We start from the raw sequence: 17,842 nt of genomic DNA, 5'->3' as shown, positions 1-17,842 counted from the left end.
GAACCGCAGAAACCTTAAAATCCCCGTCATACTGACGACGCTTCTCCAACATCGTGAACACCTCCTTAAAATCAAATATACATCAGACCTTATTTCAGTGTCCACTCTTTCGGGGGAAGCTCAGACCTCCGATCTCCCTGTCCATATCCCCGGCAGTCGGACGGTCTTGACATCTTCTGTCTTGTTCGGCTGACTTATGCTCAACTTTTCCTTCTTACACTCCCCGTAGGCGATCCAAGCGAAATCAAAATAATCAGTCCCCAGCGGATTGGCAAGGTCGATATGGGTGAGGTTATTGGTGCCCCACCCCTTGGGGTGGGTTGTTACCGACAGAACGCAAACTATATATCATCCCACCGCAAGCGGTGGGGCACCGAGGCGCCAGGGAAGAGAGCCAGGTGACCGGGGCGTAGTCTCACACCCAAGGCTATAATCCTTTAGAATATTGGAAGTTACCGGCTCCGCCGCCGGCCTTATCCCGGCAAATATATTTCAAAAACCGTTTGACACCGTTTTCGGCAATCGTTATATTTTGCCTCTGATATTTTGAAGAGTTGTGCGTCAATAGTTTATGAAAAAAATTTTTTCCTATTTACGGGAGGAACGGAATATATGAAATTGTCGTTGTCCAAAATCGCCCTCTTTCTGATTGTTGCCCTCACAACGACAGTCGCCGCTCAAGAGCAAGGATTAACCTTCAATTTCTTCGGAGGCGGCGCCCGCTCCGAAGGTATGGGGCAGGCTTATCTCGGAATATCCAACGATGGCACCGCCGGCGGATGGAATCCGGCCGGTCTCTATGTTCATGAGAAGACCTTGATGGTTTTCAGCTATGGAGTGCTTCTGCCCCGCGGTCGCTTCACCTACTTCAGGGAATCAGATATCCCTTACGACTATAACCATACCGGCAATTTCGGCTCCATAAACTACTGGAATATCATTTCCCCCCTGCGCGTCAAGAACCACCATTTCGTGCTGAATCTGGCTTACAACCGGGCTTTTGACACTTATTTCAAGTTCGGCGAGCGGTTGGCTGATGCCTCGCAGACAGTTGAGCCGAATGCCTTCTACGAGCGCCATGGCGGTATCAACAGCATCAATATCGGCTTCGGTACCCGTATCTATCAGCAGCTGTCATTTGGGCTCTCCGGCAATGTCTATTACGGCAAAGTTACCACCGAAGAGCTGCGCAGCCTTTGGTACGATACCACCCTCTTTTTCACCCGGTACCAATACCTGAGCAGTGTCCAGGTGCTCGACTCGACCAAATACTCCGGGTTCAATATGACCCTGGGACTGCTTTACTCCGGCGAGACCGTGCGCGGCGGCCTGATTGTCCGGACCCCGTTTGATTTGAAAGGGGAATCGGACTCGACCCTTTACCGGATAACAACCTTCAATAATGTCCCTATGGATAACCTGACCGATACCAACTATATCGATGACCGGACTTCAAAGATTGAAATTCCCCTTATAGTCGGTCTCGGCTTGGGATATAATCTGAATGAGAATCTGCTTCTTGCCGCCGATGTCGAATATCGCAATTTCTCCGGCAAGCTGGTGCGTAACCTCGACAGCTTGAAACTGACCGCCGGCGGCGACCGTCTGGAATTCTTCTCCAGCCGCGACCCTAACTGGAGCGATGTGGTTCAGTTCCGCCTGGGAGCCGAGTATATTCTAAATACGCCTATCGGCGAAATGCCGCTGCGCGCCGGCTTCCGCAACGAGGAGTTGCCGTTCGGTAACGCTATCTTGAGAGAAGTTCGCTATGAGGGACCCAAGAATTCGTCCGTCAACGATTCCACCCGTGTCGCTTATATTTTCAATTATGACAGCGACAAGATAACCGGCTATAGTATTTCGCTGGGCGCCGGCGTCAGATGGTCGCAGGTCATGCTGGATGTGGCATACACCTACACCACTTACAAGCAGAAAATCTATCTTGATGGCAGCTCCAATAACGACGTCTTTACCGATGAGGATTTGAAATATCGCAACTACTGGAAAAATCATCATCTGAATTTCACCTTCACCGGGTATTTTTAGGAAATCTTGCCGGGGCGGAGCCGTCTGCCGCCCCGCCTTATCTCTCTTAAGGGAATAAGCCGTTTCAGCCGATAACAGAAAGAAAAAATTGTGAGTGATTAATGCGCACCAAAGTCAAACTGTCCAAACACAAAATCAAAGAAGATAAATTCACCAACTACATGCTTCAATCGCGCGAGTGGTTTCTGGCCAACTGGCAGGTCATCAGTATCGCGGCGGCCGCGGTGGTTCTGGTCGTAGTCGGCGCCGTCTATTTCTTCGGCATGCAGGAAGGAAAAGAAGCCGAATCGCTGGACCGCCTCAATCGCGCCGTAGCCGAGGCGCGACGGCAGAATTACCAGGTGGCAATCCTCGAGCTGAAATCTATAGCGGACAGTTATGGCGGTACCGTCGGCGGTCTGGCCCTGTTCCATCTGGCCAACGCCTATTACGAGAGCAAGAATTATGATGAAGCTCTCAATGCCTATCAGCAGTACGCCGAAAAATATCGCGATGACAAATTGATGACCTCCTCGGCCATCGCCGGCGCCGGCGCCTGCCTCGAAAACAAACAGCAGTTTCAGCCGGCTGGAGATAAGTTTCTCGACGCACTTAGATTCTATCCGGAATCGCCGGCCGCCCCGGATTATTATCTCTCCGCTATCCGAAACTACGTCAGCGCCGGTGACCGCGGCAAAGTCGATTCTCTTCTCGATGAGATGAAAGAGAAATTCCCCGGCTCGGAATATCTTCGCACCGCCACCCGGCATGCCATGACCTTACGACTCAATTCCTGACCGTTTTCGACGCCATATGTCGGAGAATACGAAACTCAAAGTTGCCTTTCTCTGGCATATGCATCAGCCCCTTTATCTTCATCCCGAACAGAATAGTTTTATGATGCCCTGGGTCCGCTTCCACGGACTCAAAGATTATCTCGATATGCCCCTTCTGGCGGCGCAATACCCCACCCTCAAAATGACCTTCAATCTGGTGCCGTCGCTTCTCGACCAGATTGAAATGTACGGAGAGGGGTACACCGACCGGCACCTCGAACTTAGTCGCAAGACGGGGAGAAGCCTTACCCTTGATGAAAAGAAAGAGATTCTGCTCTCATTCTTCTCGGCACCACCGGCGACCATGATTGAGCCGTATCCGCGCTATCGTCAATTGTATCGCAAAAAGGAAAGTTGCGGCGCCGACACCAATCTCGCCGCCGAAATCTTCTCTTCGACCGAATGGCGCGACCTGCAGGTCTGGTCAAACCTGGTCTGGATTGACCCAATGTTTCGCCGGGAATCGCCGGTGCGGGAACTGTTCGAAAAGGGCCGCGATTTCAGCGATGAAGACCGAGACGCCCTCCTCGATTACCAGCTGGCGCTTCTTAAACGAATTGTGCCGACTTACAAACAGCTATTCCAGGAAGGGAAGATAGATATCTCTTTTACCCCGTATTATCATCCCATCCTGCCGCTTCTGGTGGACCAGGAATCTGCCAAGGAAGCGATGCCCAATATGACCCTTCCGAAAAATCCCTTTCGCTACCCCGAGGATGCCGTCTGGCATCTTCAGGAGTCGCGACGGCGATTCCGCGAGATTTTTGAAACGGAAGCGGAGGGAATCTGGCCCTCGGAAGGCTCCGTGTCGGAGGAAGTCCTTCGGTTAATCGGCTCCGCCGGGTTCCGCTGGGCGGCAACCGACGAAGATATCCTGTATCAGTCGCTGGGGAAATCGGGACTGGAGCCGCGCCGCTTTTCGCCCCATACCGTTTACGCCTTCCAGGATGCCCCCGACCTGAGACTTTTCTTTCGCGACCGGGGACTTTCTGATAAACTCGGTTTTGTCTACTCCAACTGGAACGCCGAAAAGGCGACGGCTGATTTCATGCTCCATCTGTCAAGAATCCGCGAGGTCCTCTCCGGAAAACTGAGTTCCTCCGTGATTCCGATTATTCTGGACGGCGAAAACGCCTGGGAATATTACCCTAATGACGGTCATGACTTCCTGGAAAGACTGTTCGACACACTCTCTCGTGACGAGCGCTTCCAGGTGGTTTCCTTTGCTGATGCCGCCGCCGACATTAAACCGACCCTTTTGCCGAAGATATTCGCCGGTTCTTGGATAAATCATAACTTTAAAATCTGGATTGGACACTACGAAGACAATACCGCCTGGGACCTTGTCTATGATGCGCGTAAGACATTGAGCGAGTTTCAGGCGCGCCAGCCGCAGTTCTCAAAAGAGAAACTGGCCGCGGCATGGAAACAACTTTATATCGCCGAAGGGTCCGATTGGTACTGGTGGTTTGGCGATGAGCATATCGGCGCGCACAACAGCGACTTCGACCGCCTCTTTCGCCTGCATTTGAGCGCCGTTTACAAAATAATCGGCGCCGCGCCCCCGCCGGCCCTGGCGCAGCCGATTCATCGAGCCCGCACCGAGTCGTTTATCAGCCTGCCGGAAGCGCTGGTGACGCCCCAAATCGATGGCGCCTTGACACATTATTATGAATGGAGCGGCGCCGGTCATTACGATTGCTCGCGCGCCGGCGGCGCCATGCACCGCGCCGACCGCCTCTTTAGCGATATCTACTTCGCCTACGACCATGAACACTTCTACATTCGGCTTGACTTTACATCTAAAATTGAATTAGTTGACTCTCGACAAGGCAGAATCCTGATTGAATTCAAAAATTCGGGAGTGAAAGAAATGCCTTTGATGAAAACTGCTTTCAGGGATGAAGGCGATTTCCGTTTCTCAATAAAAAATCTGCTGGAAGCGGCATTCACCCGAACCGCGCTTCTGAAAGAGGGATACGGAAAGATAGAATTCTATGTCTCTTTTCACCAGGGAAATCAACTGATTGAAAGATGGCCCCTCGATGACCCTATCGTGGTCAATATTCCGGAACGGGAGCGGGAAATCTTCTGGCAGGTATAGACGAAGAGGTTTGATATGGCAGATTCATTCTTTAAAGAAGAAAAAAGCGAGCAGGATGGCAAGACCATACCGTCTCTTGATGAGCCGCTTGATGCCAGGCTCAGGGAATCCGAAATCCTGAAAGACCAGAGTCTTATCGCCTCGATTCTGGCATATATTCCGTTTCTCTGCCTGATACCTATCCTGCAGATGCGGGATGACCCGCGCTCCCGCTTTCACAGCCGCCAGGGCCTGCTTCTCTTCCTTATAGAGATTATCGCCGGGATATTTCTAATACCGGGACTCTCTTCGATGGTTTGGAAGACCGTCCTCATCTTGGCTCTGGGGGCGTCTGCCGCCGGCATCATTTTCGGATTGCAGGGGAAAGAATATCGGTTGCCTATAATCGGAGATATTGCCGAGAAGATTAAAATATGAAAAAGAGCCCTTTCCACAGAATAGTAATCTCTGTTGTTCTTCTCCTGGCGCTTGGATGCGCCGTCACCGGCCCCGGCGGAAAGAAATCATTTATCTTGATCGGGTCCGACACTGAGGCTTCAATCGGTCAGGATATGGACCAGACTGTCCGTCAGCAGAACCGTATTCTTCAGGATACCCTCTGGCAGAATTATGTCGGCGATATCGGGCAGAAAATTGTCGAAGTCTGTGACCGGAAAGATATCAGCTACCATTTTGCCGTCATCGATTCCAATATGGTCAATGCCTTTGCCGCGCCGGGGGGATATATTTATCTTTATACCGGCTTGCTGAAAACCATGGATAACGAGGCGGAATTAGCCTCGGTGATTGCTCATGAAGTCTCTCATGTGGTGGGACGGCACAGCGTGAAACGTCTGCAGGCCGCCATGGGAGTCTCACTGGTGGAGCAATTGGTCTTTGGGCAGAGCTCGGAAGCGATGCGGGCCGTCGTGAATATCGGCATGGGACTGGCTTTCGCCAGTTATTCCCGAAGCGATGAAAATGAAGCCGACAATTTTGGAATCCAGTATATGGTGCGCGCCGGATATAATCCCGAGGCGGCGGTCACCATGTTCGAGAAATTGGCATCGATGTCGGATGGGTCTCCCAGCTTTTTTGAAAGTCTGACCATGAGCCATCCCGACACTCAGGAGAGAATCGCCAACAGCCGCGCTCTTATCCAACAGATGAAACCGTTTCCTGCCAGCTTAGAGCTCGGAAGAGATTCGTACCAAAAGATGAAATCTCGCCTAAAATAGACTGTCGGCGTCAGGGCATTCCCGCTGTGCAAAATCTATCCTGCCGAATTAATGCCCTCAATTCTGTAAGATTCATTCTCCCCGGATAACCTTCCTGACAACCGTCTTTTCGCCACATTCTTGGTGCACATCCTGCGCCGCTAAATTTATTTGCGCCTTCCGAGTTTTTTATTGACAATCATCATCAAAAAAAATTATAGTCGCCAAATATCGGTTTTCCACCATACCTGTTCAAGGAAACTGGCGGAAATACCGACAATAATTGAAATGGTGTGCAGGAAATGAACTTTGGCCGTAAATTGAAAGGCGTTAAGGTCTTATAGAATCAAAATGGGGATTCTGGTTAAGATTGCCTGAAAATCGTATTACTCGCATTGCTTTCGGCCAATAATCTACATTCTGAGTGGTCCAACCGGGCGGAAAAAGCTTAAACCGTCTATCGGTTTAAGTAGTGGTATTATAACGATTTGCGGGGAATTTATGGAGGACGGGAAAACTTCTTTGGCGATTCCAATTAGTTATCTGGGGCGGGCACTGACCTTGCAATTACCGGAGAGCGTAATGACGAAACTTAACAGAGGTGGTTGCAATGGGTAAGAAATATATTAATCGCATCCTGATGATCTGGGTCTTTCTGATGATAGTCAGCGCCCTGCTCGGGCGGGCGTCGATTGCCTCAGATAACGGCGGCGCATCCGCCGACTTCCTCAATATTGGCATCGGAGCGCGGGCGGCGAGTCTGGGCGGTGCTTTTACCGCTCTTGCTGATGGCCCCAACGCCGGTCACTGGAACCCGGCCGGCCTGGGCGGATTCGAAAGTATGGAAGCCAGCCTCTCCCATCTTTCCTGGTACCAGGATATCAACTTCGATGCCCTCGGGTTTGCCCTTCCGGTCTCTAACAAGCTGGCGGTTTCACTCAATGCTGCCTATCTCGACTATGGTACAATTGAAGGGTACGATATAAACGATGTTCCGACTGGTGACGTCGGCTCTACCTTTGATATGGCAATCGGTGTCTCGGCCGGCTATCAATTGAATGAAAACTTCTCGCTCGGACTGGGAGCCAAATATATCAATATCTCAATTGCCGATATCCGCGCCTCCGCTCTGGCGCTTGACCTCGGCGCCCTTTACAAGTGGGAAAACCTCTTCATCGGCGCGGCTCTTTCCAACCTCGGCGAAAAACTTCAATTTGAAAGTACCGAAGAAAATCTCCCGCTCAATCTGCGAGGCGGTCTGGCATACTATCCGTTTGGACCATCCTTTGGTGTTGCCCTCGAAGTGGAAAATCGTTTCTACGGCGACCTGATTCTGAAAAACGGATATGAATTTGCCTATCTTGACCGGTACTTTCTGCGCGCTGGATTCAACTATTTCCCCGAGCAGGAGGAGTGGAAACTGGGCCAGAGTCTTTCCTTTGGCGCCGGTGCGCTTCTGGGTCCGGCACAGTTCGATTACACCTTCACTCCCCAGGTGGAATTCACCTCCGAGAGTCTGCACCGCTTTTCACTTACATTTCAATTCGGAAATTAAAGCAGATATGGCGTGAAATAGTAACTTATTAAATCAGAATATTGAGGACTGGAAAAGCCCGATTTTTCAGTCCTCTCTTTTTGGTTTCGAATGCATATCTTTTCGTAAATTATGCGCAATAGGTTGCATCATTTATGATGGGGTATTCAGGAAAACCCTCTAATCCCCAAAACGCCGACTGCCGCCCGTCAAAAAATACCACTTCTACATCGTATTGATGTATTTCTAATCTATTCGACAGCAATCACTTATATATATCAAACCAAAACTATCCGTTTTCCCCATGGTAATTTGGGGTTCTAAAATCCTATTGGCAGTCATTTTGCTCGATTATCCCACAACGGTTAATACCTATCAAATTAAATTTAGCAGGAAAATCAAGAGATAAGACTGACAATGAGCCAAAACCTCACTAATAACACCCCTGACTCAACATCTGTCACATCAGTTGCCCTCTCCAACCGGGCTGTCCTGAGAGGAACGGCTGAAGGGCTTAAATCCCGTTCACGTTATGTACCGTTCGAGAGAGAATCGCTCGGCGATTCCGTGCGCTTCTATTTCGGCGAATATTTTTCTGGAATTCTCTTTTTGGGGGCGCTTTTTGGATTTACATTCTTATTTCCTACGGCTATTTCCAAACCGGGAAAGTTGGTGCTTGAAATGATTGATAAGTCCTTGAAGAAATGCTTGGATCTTTTCGGCGCTCTGCTGGGTTTGCTCCTGGCATTGCCCATATTTCTCATAGTTCCCATACTGATTAAGTTGGACAGCCGCGGTCCGGTCTTCTATCTCCAGGATAGAATCGGCATCAATCGCCGCCGCCGGCATCGCCGCGCTCTTAATATCGAGCACTCTGGTGATATTCGCCAGGTGGAGCGACGTCGTGAAGACCTGCTCGGGAAACCTTTCAAGGTAATTAAATTCCGCACTATGGTGCAGGATGCCGAGAAACATTGCGGTCCTGTCTGGGCGACGCAGAATGACAACCGGGTCACCCGTTTGGGGCGGTTCCTCCGCAAGACCCGCATTGACGAAGTGCCGCAGTTGCTGAATGTCCTGAAAGGGGAGATGTCTCTGGTCGGTCCCCGTCCCGAGCGTCCTTTCTTTGTCAAAGACCTATCGCAGAAGGTCCCCGGCTACACTACCCGTCTCAAAGTCAAGCCCGGTATTACCGGTCTGGCGCAAGTGCGGGTGGGATACGATTCCTCGGTTGATTCCGTGGTCGAAAAGGTAAAGAACGACATCGTCTATATTCGCAACTGGTCAATCTGGAGCGACATTAAGATTCTGCTGAAAACCGTTGTGGTGGTTGCGACAGGACGAGGCGCCTGTTGAACGCAGGTGTCGCAGAAGATTTTAAAAGCCCGCTTAAAGGCGGGCTTTTTTTTAATTGTTGATATGGTATGAAAAAATCTATATCTTTCCCGATTATAAAATAGCGACAATTCTTAGAAGAGAGAATGGAATATGCTTACCAAAGGGATATTGGGATTTCTGATATTATACCTTCTTCCGACCCTCGCCAGGGCGCAGGGGGGAGGGCTTTCTGTTGATACCAGTCCGTCAGGGGCGGAGGTTAAAGTTGCCGGCGCCGTTACCGTAAGCGGCTTGACGCCGATAAAGTTCATGCAGGGACTCGAGGGGAATTTCAAAGTCACCATCAGGAAGTACGGATATGATACATATAAGTCCTCTGTTTTCCTTCAGGCGGGGCGCGAGGTAAATCTCACCGTCAAATTAAAACCGAAAACCCGCTTCAAAGCGGCGGCGCGCTCGCTTTTTATCCCCGGATGGGGGCAGGCGTACACCGAACAGAAAACAAAAGGGTTTGTCTTTGCCCTTCTGGCTGTCGGGACCATCGGTTACTACTTTCGGACCGACAGCGATTTTAATGATGATAACGACCGCTACGATAGCCTGCTGCGTGATTACAACACCGCCGGCAGTTTCGAGGAGAAAGAGCGGCTCTATCCCGTTCTGCAGGATGCCCGCAAGACCGCTTATGATTCCGAGAACAAGCGCCGGATTGCCATCGGCGCCGCCATTGCCGCCTGGGGAATTAATCTCATCGATGTCCTTTTCTTTTTCCCCGAAGAAAAGGGAAGCACTCTCGTCAACAGCATAACTGTCCAACCCGACCTGAAATCCGGCGGCGCAACGGTCGCCCTGACTCACCGGTTTTAGGAGGGACAATCTATGAAAAATATATATATCATTTTTGTCGCTCTCCTGACCCTGGCGGTCGGCTGCAGCCGCTATCTGGAGAATGAAGAACTGCCCTTCAGTCTTCCCACAGAACCGCCGGTGCCGATTATGCTCCAGGTGACCCATCTCGATAACAGTGTCCGCCTCTCCTGGCAGCTGACTGATTCAACAGCGGTTTCTTTTTTCCGAATTTACACCGCCGACTCCCTGAATGGCGATTACCGTCTGCATGATTCAACCTCGTCTGGTGTTTATGCAAAAATATTGACCGGACTTACGGCGGGAAGACCGTACTATTTCAAAGTGGCGACCGTAACCGGCTCAAAGCTGGAGGGAGCAAAATCAAGCGCCGTCAGCGCTGTCCTGGGAGCCGTTTCGGTCATAATCAATAGCGGCGATTTATACACCCGCAGTCTCAATATCTCCGTCCGCTTCGTGGTGCCGGTGACGGCGACCCTTATGCAGGTGAGCGAAAATCAGTCCTTCACCGGAGCCGTTTGGGAGGATTTCACCTCTCCTTCCGGCCGCACCCTCTCTTCCGGCGACGGCGTGAAACGTCTCTACGCCCGTTTTCAGTTCGTTGACGGTTCAGAGTCTGATGGCACCGCTTCCGACAGCATTATCCTCGATACCCGCGCGTCTATCGACAGTGTTTATTTTCAAGGACCATCCGGCACTCTTACCCGCGGCGATGCCGTTACTTTCTTTATAAGGACCGGCGAAACAGGCGGCTCTGCCGATATTTCTTTCACCGGCGTTGCCAATCTGACGCTGTTTGACGACGGCACCAGCGGCGACCTGACTGCCAATGATGGCATCTATTCGAGACGATATATTGTTCCAATCAATCTTGATGTCGTCAACGGCGTTGTCACCGGGCGTTTTCGTGATGCCGCCGGAAATGATGCCCCCAGCCGCCCGGCATCGACCCTGATAAATATCGCCAATCCGCCCACGGCCGTTTCGCTTAATGCCAAAGCCGAGTCCTCCGGCGAAATCAGGCTAACCTGGTCACAGGCAATTGACAATGACTTTGCCGCCTATCGATTGTACCGCTCTTTGACCTCGGCCGTCAGCGAGAGTTCCACGCTCATAACCACCGTAACCTCCCGCTCCACGACCAGTTTTGTCGATACCGACCTCAATGAGGAGACCCGGTATCATTACCGAATTTATGTCTATGACAATACCGGTTTGACCGCCGGTTCTCTGGTGGCGAGCGATTCGACCTTTAATAACCTGCCGCCGACCGCGGTCACACTTGCCGGGCGGGGCGAAGACCAGTCGTCCATCTTGACCTGGTCGGTCAATAATGATGACGATTTCGATTCCTATCTGGTTTACCGTGGCACCGTGATAAATTTCACCGAAGCCAACGGCGACCTGCTGACCATCATAAGCAGCCCGACCGGAACCAGTTTCACCGATACCAGACCGGACGCTCAGACATATTATTACAGAATCTATGTTAAAGACCGTCAGGGGTTGACCTCACCCTCAAACACGGTCGCCATACCGTAGCTAAGGAGAAGGTAATTGGGTTTCATTCTGAAACTGAATTGGCTTCTGACCGCCTATCTGGCGCCTTTTAAGAATATCTTCCGATGGAAACTCTGGGCTCCTTTCTTCATTTACGGTCTCTTGCAGCTTTTCCTGCTTCTTATCCTAAAATCGTATGTCTATCCGTTTACCTATATGTTTCTTTCCCCTCTGGTAGCGCTATTGGGACAGGGGAGAGAAATCTACTTCAGCCATTATCCCGGCTTGTATATTCTACTGCCGGAGATATTCCAATGGGGCAAACTGCTGCTGGGCATTGTCGCGGAAGGGCTCTTTGCCGGCATGACCGCCATCCTCTTCTTCAAAGTGTACTCCTCTGGCAAGGGAAAGGGTTTCCCGACCTCTGAGGCCGTTTCCCGCTGGCCCTCTCTCATTATTCTTTGGGGGGCTATAACCATCATCCTCCTTCTTATCAATTGGGCGCTCCCGTCTCTGTTCCGAAGTTTCCTGGCTGGCTCGCCGCGGCGAATCGCCCTCTTCGAAATCCTCTTGCGTCTCTTCACCGTCTTTGTCTATGGCATTTTCATTTATGCCCTGCCGGCAATGATTATTTTCCGCAAATCAATCTGGGGGGCGCTGCAGACCTCCTTTGGGTATTTCGCCAAGTATCCGATTTTTTCCTTTTTCCTGGCGCTCCTGCCATACCTGTTGTCGCTTCCGGTCTCATATTCCATGGCGGAGGTCGATACCATTGTCGAAAAATTCAGCCCGGAGCTGGTCTTTTACATTCTATTGGCAGGAATCGCCATCGATATGCTGATTAATTTCCTTACCACCGGCGCCGTAGTCAAATTCCTGCTTGACCAGGAATGAGCCGGTCCCGGGGCATTTCCACCCCATTCTGACGCCTCAATACGCCAATCATCCCTATATTTGCCCTGTTTGCGGCAGTTCTCCGCTAAATTAATTCCCCCACTTTCCGATAAATTGAATTGTATAGATGGGTACAATTTGCTTATGAAGAATATACTTATTGTCGATGACGACCCGGAAATTTCACGCTCTTTAGCCAATCTCTTTGACCCCGACAGATACCGTTTTGCCTTTCTCGATGACGGTCAGCGGATGGTGGAATTCATCAAAGAGCGAAAAGATATCGACGCGATTCTTCTTGATGTCAATCTCCCCACCATGTCCGGCCTCGATATCCTGAAAAAAGCTAAATTGAGCGACATTGATGTCCCCATCATCATGATTTCAGGATTTATCTCGACCGAAAACGCGATTGAAGCGATGCGTGAGGGGGCGTATGAATATCTCACCAAACCGTTTGAAATCCAAAAACTGATTGATACCGTCAATAAAGCCTGCGGCTACAATCGCTCCCGGCCGGTGCTGGAACCAAAGCCGGAGCCCGATGCCACCGCCGTCGATGAAATAGTCGGCAAGTCGCCCGAGATTGTCGAAATCGCCAAACTGGTCGGACAGGTCTCGAAATCGGATGCCGCCATCCTGATTTTCGGAGAATCGGGAACCGGAAAAGAGCTGATCGCCCGGGCTATTCACCGCAACTCCCGCCGTCGCAATAAACCGTTTCTTTCGGTCAACTGCGCCGCTCTGGCGGAGACACTTCTCGAGTCAGAACTCTTCGGTCACGAAAAAGGAGCATTCACCGGCGCCTATTTCAAGCGGCTGGGAAAATTCGAGCAAGCCAATCAGGGGTCAATCTTCCTTGATGAAATCGCCGATATGTCGATGTTGACCCAGTCCAAACTGCTACGGGTGCTGCAGGAGAAAAAATTCGAGCGGGTGGGGGGGAATGAGACGATTGAAGTCGATGTCCGTGTCATCGCCGCCACCAATAAGTCGCTGGTGCAATGCATGAAGGAAGGCTCTTTCCGGGTTGACCTGTTTTATCGTCTAAAAGTAGTTTCCATCTATGTCCCGCCCCTGCGCGAGAGAAAAGGGGATATCCCTCTGCTGGCGGAGCATTTTGTCAATAAGTTCGCCCGGCAACTCAATAAAGATGTTCGGGGGATATCGCAAAAAGCGATGGCAATGCTGAATAAATACCCCTGGCCCGGAAATGTCCGCGAACTGGAAAACAATATGCACACCGCGGTAGTGATGACCAAAAGCGATTCGCTGCAGCCCGAAGATTTCCCGATCTTTTCCGAAATCGAATCCAAAGTCGAAATCGACCTCGACCATATGCAGGATGATTATACCGAGATATTCAAAAAGATTATCGACCCGGTTTTGCCCAAGTTGATTAACAGCTCGGAAGGGAAAATCTACTATTTTCTGGAATCGGCGCTGGAGAAGGCGCTGATATCTTCCTGCCTTAAGCATTTCGGCTCCAACCAGGTGAAGACCTCTGAAATCCTGGGAATTTCCCGCAATACTCTCCGCGACCGCATTTCCAAGTATAATATCTACTAATCTCTTTCTCGTCTTCAGGCAGAGTTTCCCGGCCGACTCTCGTCTTTGCAGCTGAATACGCGCCAGAAGCAGAAAATTATTAAAACGAATATTAGCCCCCACGATGTCATCATGAATATCCATCCACCAGTGGTCATATACGTCTTCTCCTCAATAATAACTTTCCATCTTCCTCTTGCGCCAGGAGAGCCAGACTAAAACGCCCAAAAGTACCAGGAACGCCAATATCACCAAACGCATCACCAGCACATAAGGAAGGTTCTCTGCCGGTACCCCCTGCATCGTAATCACTTTCCACCAGTCAGAGTAAAACCAGTAGCCGAGTATAAGCAAAAGGAAAGTGGGGGTGACATATTTTATTATGAAGCGGAATATCCGCGGCACCCGCATCTGGCAGCCATGGTGCATCTCGTCCCAGGCTTTGTCGATTCCGAAAACCCATGCCAGAAGTATTATCTCCAGCGTGGCTCCGACTACAATGAAGAAACTCCCGCCCCAGAAGTCGAGGTCATCAAGCACTCCTCGATGAAGGAACAGCATCGCCGGCAGACAGAGAATAAATGACGTGACGGCAAATATTGCCACCGCCTTCTTTCGCGATATATTGAACTCATCTTCCAGAAAGGCAATTGACGGTTGCGCCAGCGAAATGGAGGATGTTATCCCGGCGAGAAAAAGCATAAAAAACCAGAGGAAACCAAAGAGCGCCCCCACCGGAATCTTGCCGAATATCTGGGGCATCGTTACAAAGCCAAGATTAAAGGCGCCCGATTCGGCAATCCCGACGATCTGCTCCGGTCCAAAAAAGATAAACGCCGCCGGTATTACTATGGAGCCGCCGATAACCACTTCGGCGAATTCATTGGTCGAGGCCGCCGTCAGCCCCGAGAGCACCACATCATCCTGCTTTTTCAGATAACTGGCATAAGTGAGAATGACCCCCATTCCGACCGAAAGGGTAAAGAATATCTGCCCCGCCGCCGCCAGCCAGACCTTGGCTGATTTCAACGCCGAAAAATCTGGATTCCAGAGAAATCCCAGACCGTTGATAGAATTCCAATCGGGATGCAAAGGGTCCGGCGCAAAAAGCGTAATAACCCGTACGGCAAGAACAATTCCAAAAAACATCAGAAGCGGCAACGCGATATTGCAGAGCTTCTCTATTCCCCCTTTGATTCCAAAACGAAGAACACTAATATTGAGAATAAAAGTTATCAAAAAAAACACCAGGGCGGCGGTCGAACCGGCACAGACACCGGGAGATTCTACTCCCTGGTAATTCCCGAGAAAATGCACAAACCCTTCACTCGATGTTATCTCCGATAATTTCCCGGTGATAGAATAAAAGGAATATGCCAGGCACCAGGACTCGATATAGACATAATACATATAAATCAGAAAGGGACCGAAGATTCCGGCGATTCCGAAATATTTGATAAAGCGGTTCTTCCGCCAGAGAGAATTAAATATCCCCGGCGCGCTGGAATGCTCATATCCTCCGCCGAACCGTCCCGCGGTCCACTCTACCCAGACCATCGGAATACCTATCAGGATAAGGGCAATGAAGTACGGAATCATAAAGGCGCCGCCCCCGTTCTTGGCGGCTTGAACCGGAAAGCGGAGAAAGTTTCCCAGCCCCACGGCCGAGCCGGCAACGGCCAGAATCACTCCCAGTCTGGTGCCCCATCTGTCACGAGTCTTTTCCATAGGTACTTTCTATCTCAAAGTCGATTAGAATTATAGACAAGCCGTATAATCAGTCGATTATAAAAGTATTGATAATTTCTTGTCAAGTAAAAAGCGGCTGTGGCTCATATGCTTGCGCTGTCATCAATAGGGAATTTACCTGGCGCATCTTTTTTGAACTTTTTTCTAAGACATTTATTGTTGACGGCCGATTTCTAAGAACGTATAATTGGCGGAATCCGATTACGCAAGGAGGTTCGAATGAATAAAATTTTACGCCGCACGGCAGTGTTACTGACGGTTATTCTGTTGTCGCCAGCGCTGTATGCCGATGAGTCAGCCGGTCTGCTCACAGGTTCATTGAGCACGGCGCAGACCGTAGGTTTTGGAAATGGACAGATTGGGGGATTCGCCGGCTTTGGAGATGAGTTTACCACTCTTTTCGGCGCCATTACTTATGGTTTCTCGGACTATACCGAAGGGCGCTTCAAACTTGGTTTCTCTGACCCGGATATTCCGGACGGCGACCCGGAACTTGCCATCGGCGCCGATTTCAAATACCAGTTCATGGATGTCAACTCCCGCACCAGAAAACAGCCGCTTGATATGGCATTCGGATTTCTGTTTGAGTGGGTCGATATCGAAGGATTTTCACTCATTCAACTGGGCGGATTCCTGACCGGCTCTTACCCGTTCAAACTCAGTTCCGGTTCAACACTCTCGCCGTACGGCCGAATCAATATCAGAATGGAACGGGTCTCCAACGGCGATTCCGAATCTGACTTCGAAGGCGGATTCAATATGGGAGTCAAATTTGACCTCTCTCCATCGGTTGCCCTTTTTGGCGAGTTGCAGATTGACGGCAACACCGGGCTATTCACCGGGCTTGATTTCAAGGCTTTTTAGCCGGATTTAAATAAAGGAATTGTCAGGCTCCGGAGAAACTCCGGAGCCTCTTCTTATGAGCTATTTCGACGCCATCTTCCTCGGCATTCTGCAGGGACTGACCGAATTCCTTCCGGTCTCATCCTCAGGGCATCTGGTGCTGGCAGAGCATATCCTCCACGCCAAAAATCCCGGGGTCGCTTTTGAACTGGTGGTGCATTTGGGAACCCTCCTTTCGGTTCTAATCTACTTCCGACGCCGAATCGTGCTCCTTCTCGGCTCTTTCTTCAAAAAGACCGAAACGGATACAAGAAGAATGAACTATCTTCTGCTGGTCGCGACTATTCCGGCCGTAATCGCGGGGGTCTTTTTCAAGGATTTCTTCGAGAGTGCCTTTTCTGCGCCGGTTATGACCTCGATATTCCTGATGGTCACCGGATTGATTCTGCTTCTTACTGCCTTGGTCCCGAAAAAAGATAATCCCGTCACCCTGGGCCGCTCCATTATTATCGGAATCGGACAAGCCATAGCAATTCTTCCGGGTATCTCCCGCTCCGGCTCTACCATTTCCGCCGGTCTGTTCGCCGGTGTCAACCCGGTGGCGGCGGCCGAATTTTCCTTCCTGCTGTCTATTCCGACCATTGCCGGCGCCATCGTCTTCAAAATAAAAGATTTCATCGATATTAATACCGCGCTTTACGGTCAATTCTTTGTCGGGTTGCTGGCTTCTTTTATCTTCGGTCTTCTCTCCGTTTACTGGCTTCTGGATATCATCAAAAAAGGCAAATTCAAGTATTTTGGGATTTACTGCTTGATTGTAGGACTTTTCGGGTTTATATATTTTACCCGATGATACAGCGAATCCTGGTCATACGACTAAGCGCTATCGGTGATGTCATATTGGCATCGGCCCCCTTGCTCAACCTCAAGATTTCCCACCCCGAAGCGAAGATCTATCTGCTTACCAGAGAGAAGAATCGGGAAATAGCCGGACTGATGGCGGGCGTTGACGAGGTTATACCGTTTCCTGAAGAGGTCGGCATTATCAAGCTATACAGAATCGCTGAAGAATTGGACAAGATAGGGTTTGATGTCGTCGTTGACCTTCACGGAAATTTTCGTTCCTTTTTTCTGTCGCATCATCTGGCGGGATTAAAAGTGCGTTACCCCAAAAGGCGCTGGGAGCGATGGCGCGCTACCCGGCGGGGCGACCGGAAGGTTTTGAATCTCTCGCCGCCGCACACCATTGACCTTTACAATCAGGCTCTCCACAAGCTGGGGTCAGAAATCCATGCCCGCCGTCCCGTTATACAGTTGCCGCCGACTCCCGACGATATCGATTCTTCTGTAGCGCGGCATCCTCGCGTCGCGCTCGCGCCGGGGGCTTCATTCCCCACCAAGCAATGGT

General features: G+C 50.5%; 15 protein-coding genes. 14 read left to right on the top strand and 1 reads right to left on the bottom strand.

Going from position 1 to position 17,842, the window contains the following annotated elements:
• Positions 1–612 precede the first annotated feature (612 nt).
• From AB1690_10700 to AB1690_10650, 11 genes are all read left to right on the top strand, one after another.
• Positions 613–2,046, top strand: a complete 1,434-nt coding sequence (locus AB1690_10700) for a hypothetical protein (GenBank protein MEW6015781.1) — start codon at positions 613–615, stop codon at positions 2,044–2,046.
• A gap of 101 nt (positions 2,047–2,147) precedes the next feature.
• Positions 2,148–2,822, top strand: a complete 675-nt coding sequence (locus AB1690_10695; protein MEW6015780.1) for a tetratricopeptide repeat protein — start codon at positions 2,148–2,150, stop codon at positions 2,820–2,822.
• A gap of 16 nt (positions 2,823–2,838) precedes the next feature.
• Positions 2,839–4,965: a glycoside hydrolase family 57 protein gene (locus AB1690_10690; GenBank protein ID MEW6015779.1), complete on the top strand. Its 2,127-nt coding sequence runs from the start codon at positions 2,839–2,841 to the stop codon at positions 4,963–4,965.
• A gap of 15 nt (positions 4,966–4,980) precedes the next feature.
• Positions 4,981–5,382, top strand: coding sequence for a hypothetical protein (locus AB1690_10685; protein MEW6015778.1), 402 nt, complete (start codon positions 4,981–4,983; stop codon positions 5,380–5,382).
• Positions 5,379–6,182 (top strand): M48 family metallopeptidase, encoded by an 804-nt coding sequence (locus AB1690_10680; GenBank protein MEW6015777.1) that lies wholly within the window; start codon positions 5,379–5,381, stop codon positions 6,180–6,182. Before AB1690_10685 ends, AB1690_10680 begins: the two co-directional genes overlap by 4 nt.
• Positions 6,183–6,771: 589 nt before the next feature.
• Positions 6,772–7,716, top strand: a complete 945-nt coding sequence (locus AB1690_10675; GenBank protein ID MEW6015776.1) for a PorV/PorQ family protein — start codon at positions 6,772–6,774, stop codon at positions 7,714–7,716.
• A gap of 396 nt (positions 7,717–8,112) precedes the next feature.
• Complete coding sequence (locus AB1690_10670; GenBank protein MEW6015775.1) at positions 8,113–9,051, top strand: sugar transferase; 939 nt, start codon at positions 8,113–8,115, stop codon at positions 9,049–9,051.
• Positions 9,052–9,183: 132 nt separating this feature from the next.
• Complete coding sequence (locus AB1690_10665) at positions 9,184–9,900, top strand: PEGA domain-containing protein (GenBank protein ID MEW6015774.1); 717 nt, start codon at positions 9,184–9,186, stop codon at positions 9,898–9,900.
• A gap of 12 nt (positions 9,901–9,912) precedes the next feature.
• Entirely contained in the window at positions 9,913–11,442 is a 1,530-nt protein-coding gene (locus tag AB1690_10660) for a fibronectin type III domain-containing protein (protein ID MEW6015773.1), read from the top strand.
• Positions 11,443–11,457: 15 nt separating this feature from the next.
• Positions 11,458–12,294, top strand: a complete 837-nt coding sequence (locus AB1690_10655; protein MEW6015772.1) for a hypothetical protein — start codon at positions 11,458–11,460, stop codon at positions 12,292–12,294.
• Between the two features lie 144 nt (positions 12,295–12,438).
• A complete protein-coding gene (locus AB1690_10650; GenBank protein ID MEW6015771.1) occupies positions 12,439–13,863 on the top strand; it encodes a sigma-54 dependent transcriptional regulator in 1,425 nt (474 codons plus the stop codon).
• A 150-nt stretch (positions 13,864–14,013) separates the two neighbouring features.
• Here AB1690_10650 and AB1690_10645 read toward each other — a convergent pair whose 3' ends face one another.
• Positions 14,014–15,570, bottom strand: coding sequence for a sodium-dependent transporter (locus AB1690_10645; protein ID MEW6015770.1), 1,557 nt, complete (start codon positions 15,568–15,570; stop codon positions 14,014–14,016).
• Between the two features lie 240 nt (positions 15,571–15,810).
• Here AB1690_10645 and AB1690_10640 point away from each other — a divergent pair, with 240 nt between their 5' ends.
• The 3 genes from AB1690_10640 to AB1690_10630 form a co-directional block, all read left to right on the top strand.
• On the top strand, positions 15,811–16,455 hold the full coding sequence (locus tag AB1690_10640) for a hypothetical protein (protein MEW6015769.1): 645 nt from the start codon (positions 15,811–15,813) through the stop codon (positions 16,453–16,455).
• 55 nt (positions 16,456–16,510) lie between these two features.
• Positions 16,511–17,287 carry an undecaprenyl-diphosphatase UppP gene (gene uppP / locus AB1690_10635; protein MEW6015768.1) on the top strand — a complete coding sequence of 259 codons (777 nt, stop codon included), beginning with the start codon at positions 16,511–16,513 and terminating at the stop codon, positions 17,285–17,287.
• Positions 17,284–17,842: glycosyltransferase family 9 protein (locus AB1690_10630; GenBank protein ID MEW6015767.1), on the top strand; the 559-nt coding region annotated here is incomplete at its 3' end. The genes uppP and AB1690_10630, both read left to right, overlap by 4 nt.

Source organism: Candidatus Zixiibacteriota bacterium, from assembly GCA_040753495.1.
Taxonomy (GTDB): Bacteria; Zixibacteria; MSB-5A5; order GN15; family PGXB01; genus DYGG01.
The sequence above is the reverse complement of the archived record's forward strand: the minus strand, read 5'-3'. Positions and strand labels throughout refer to the sequence as shown.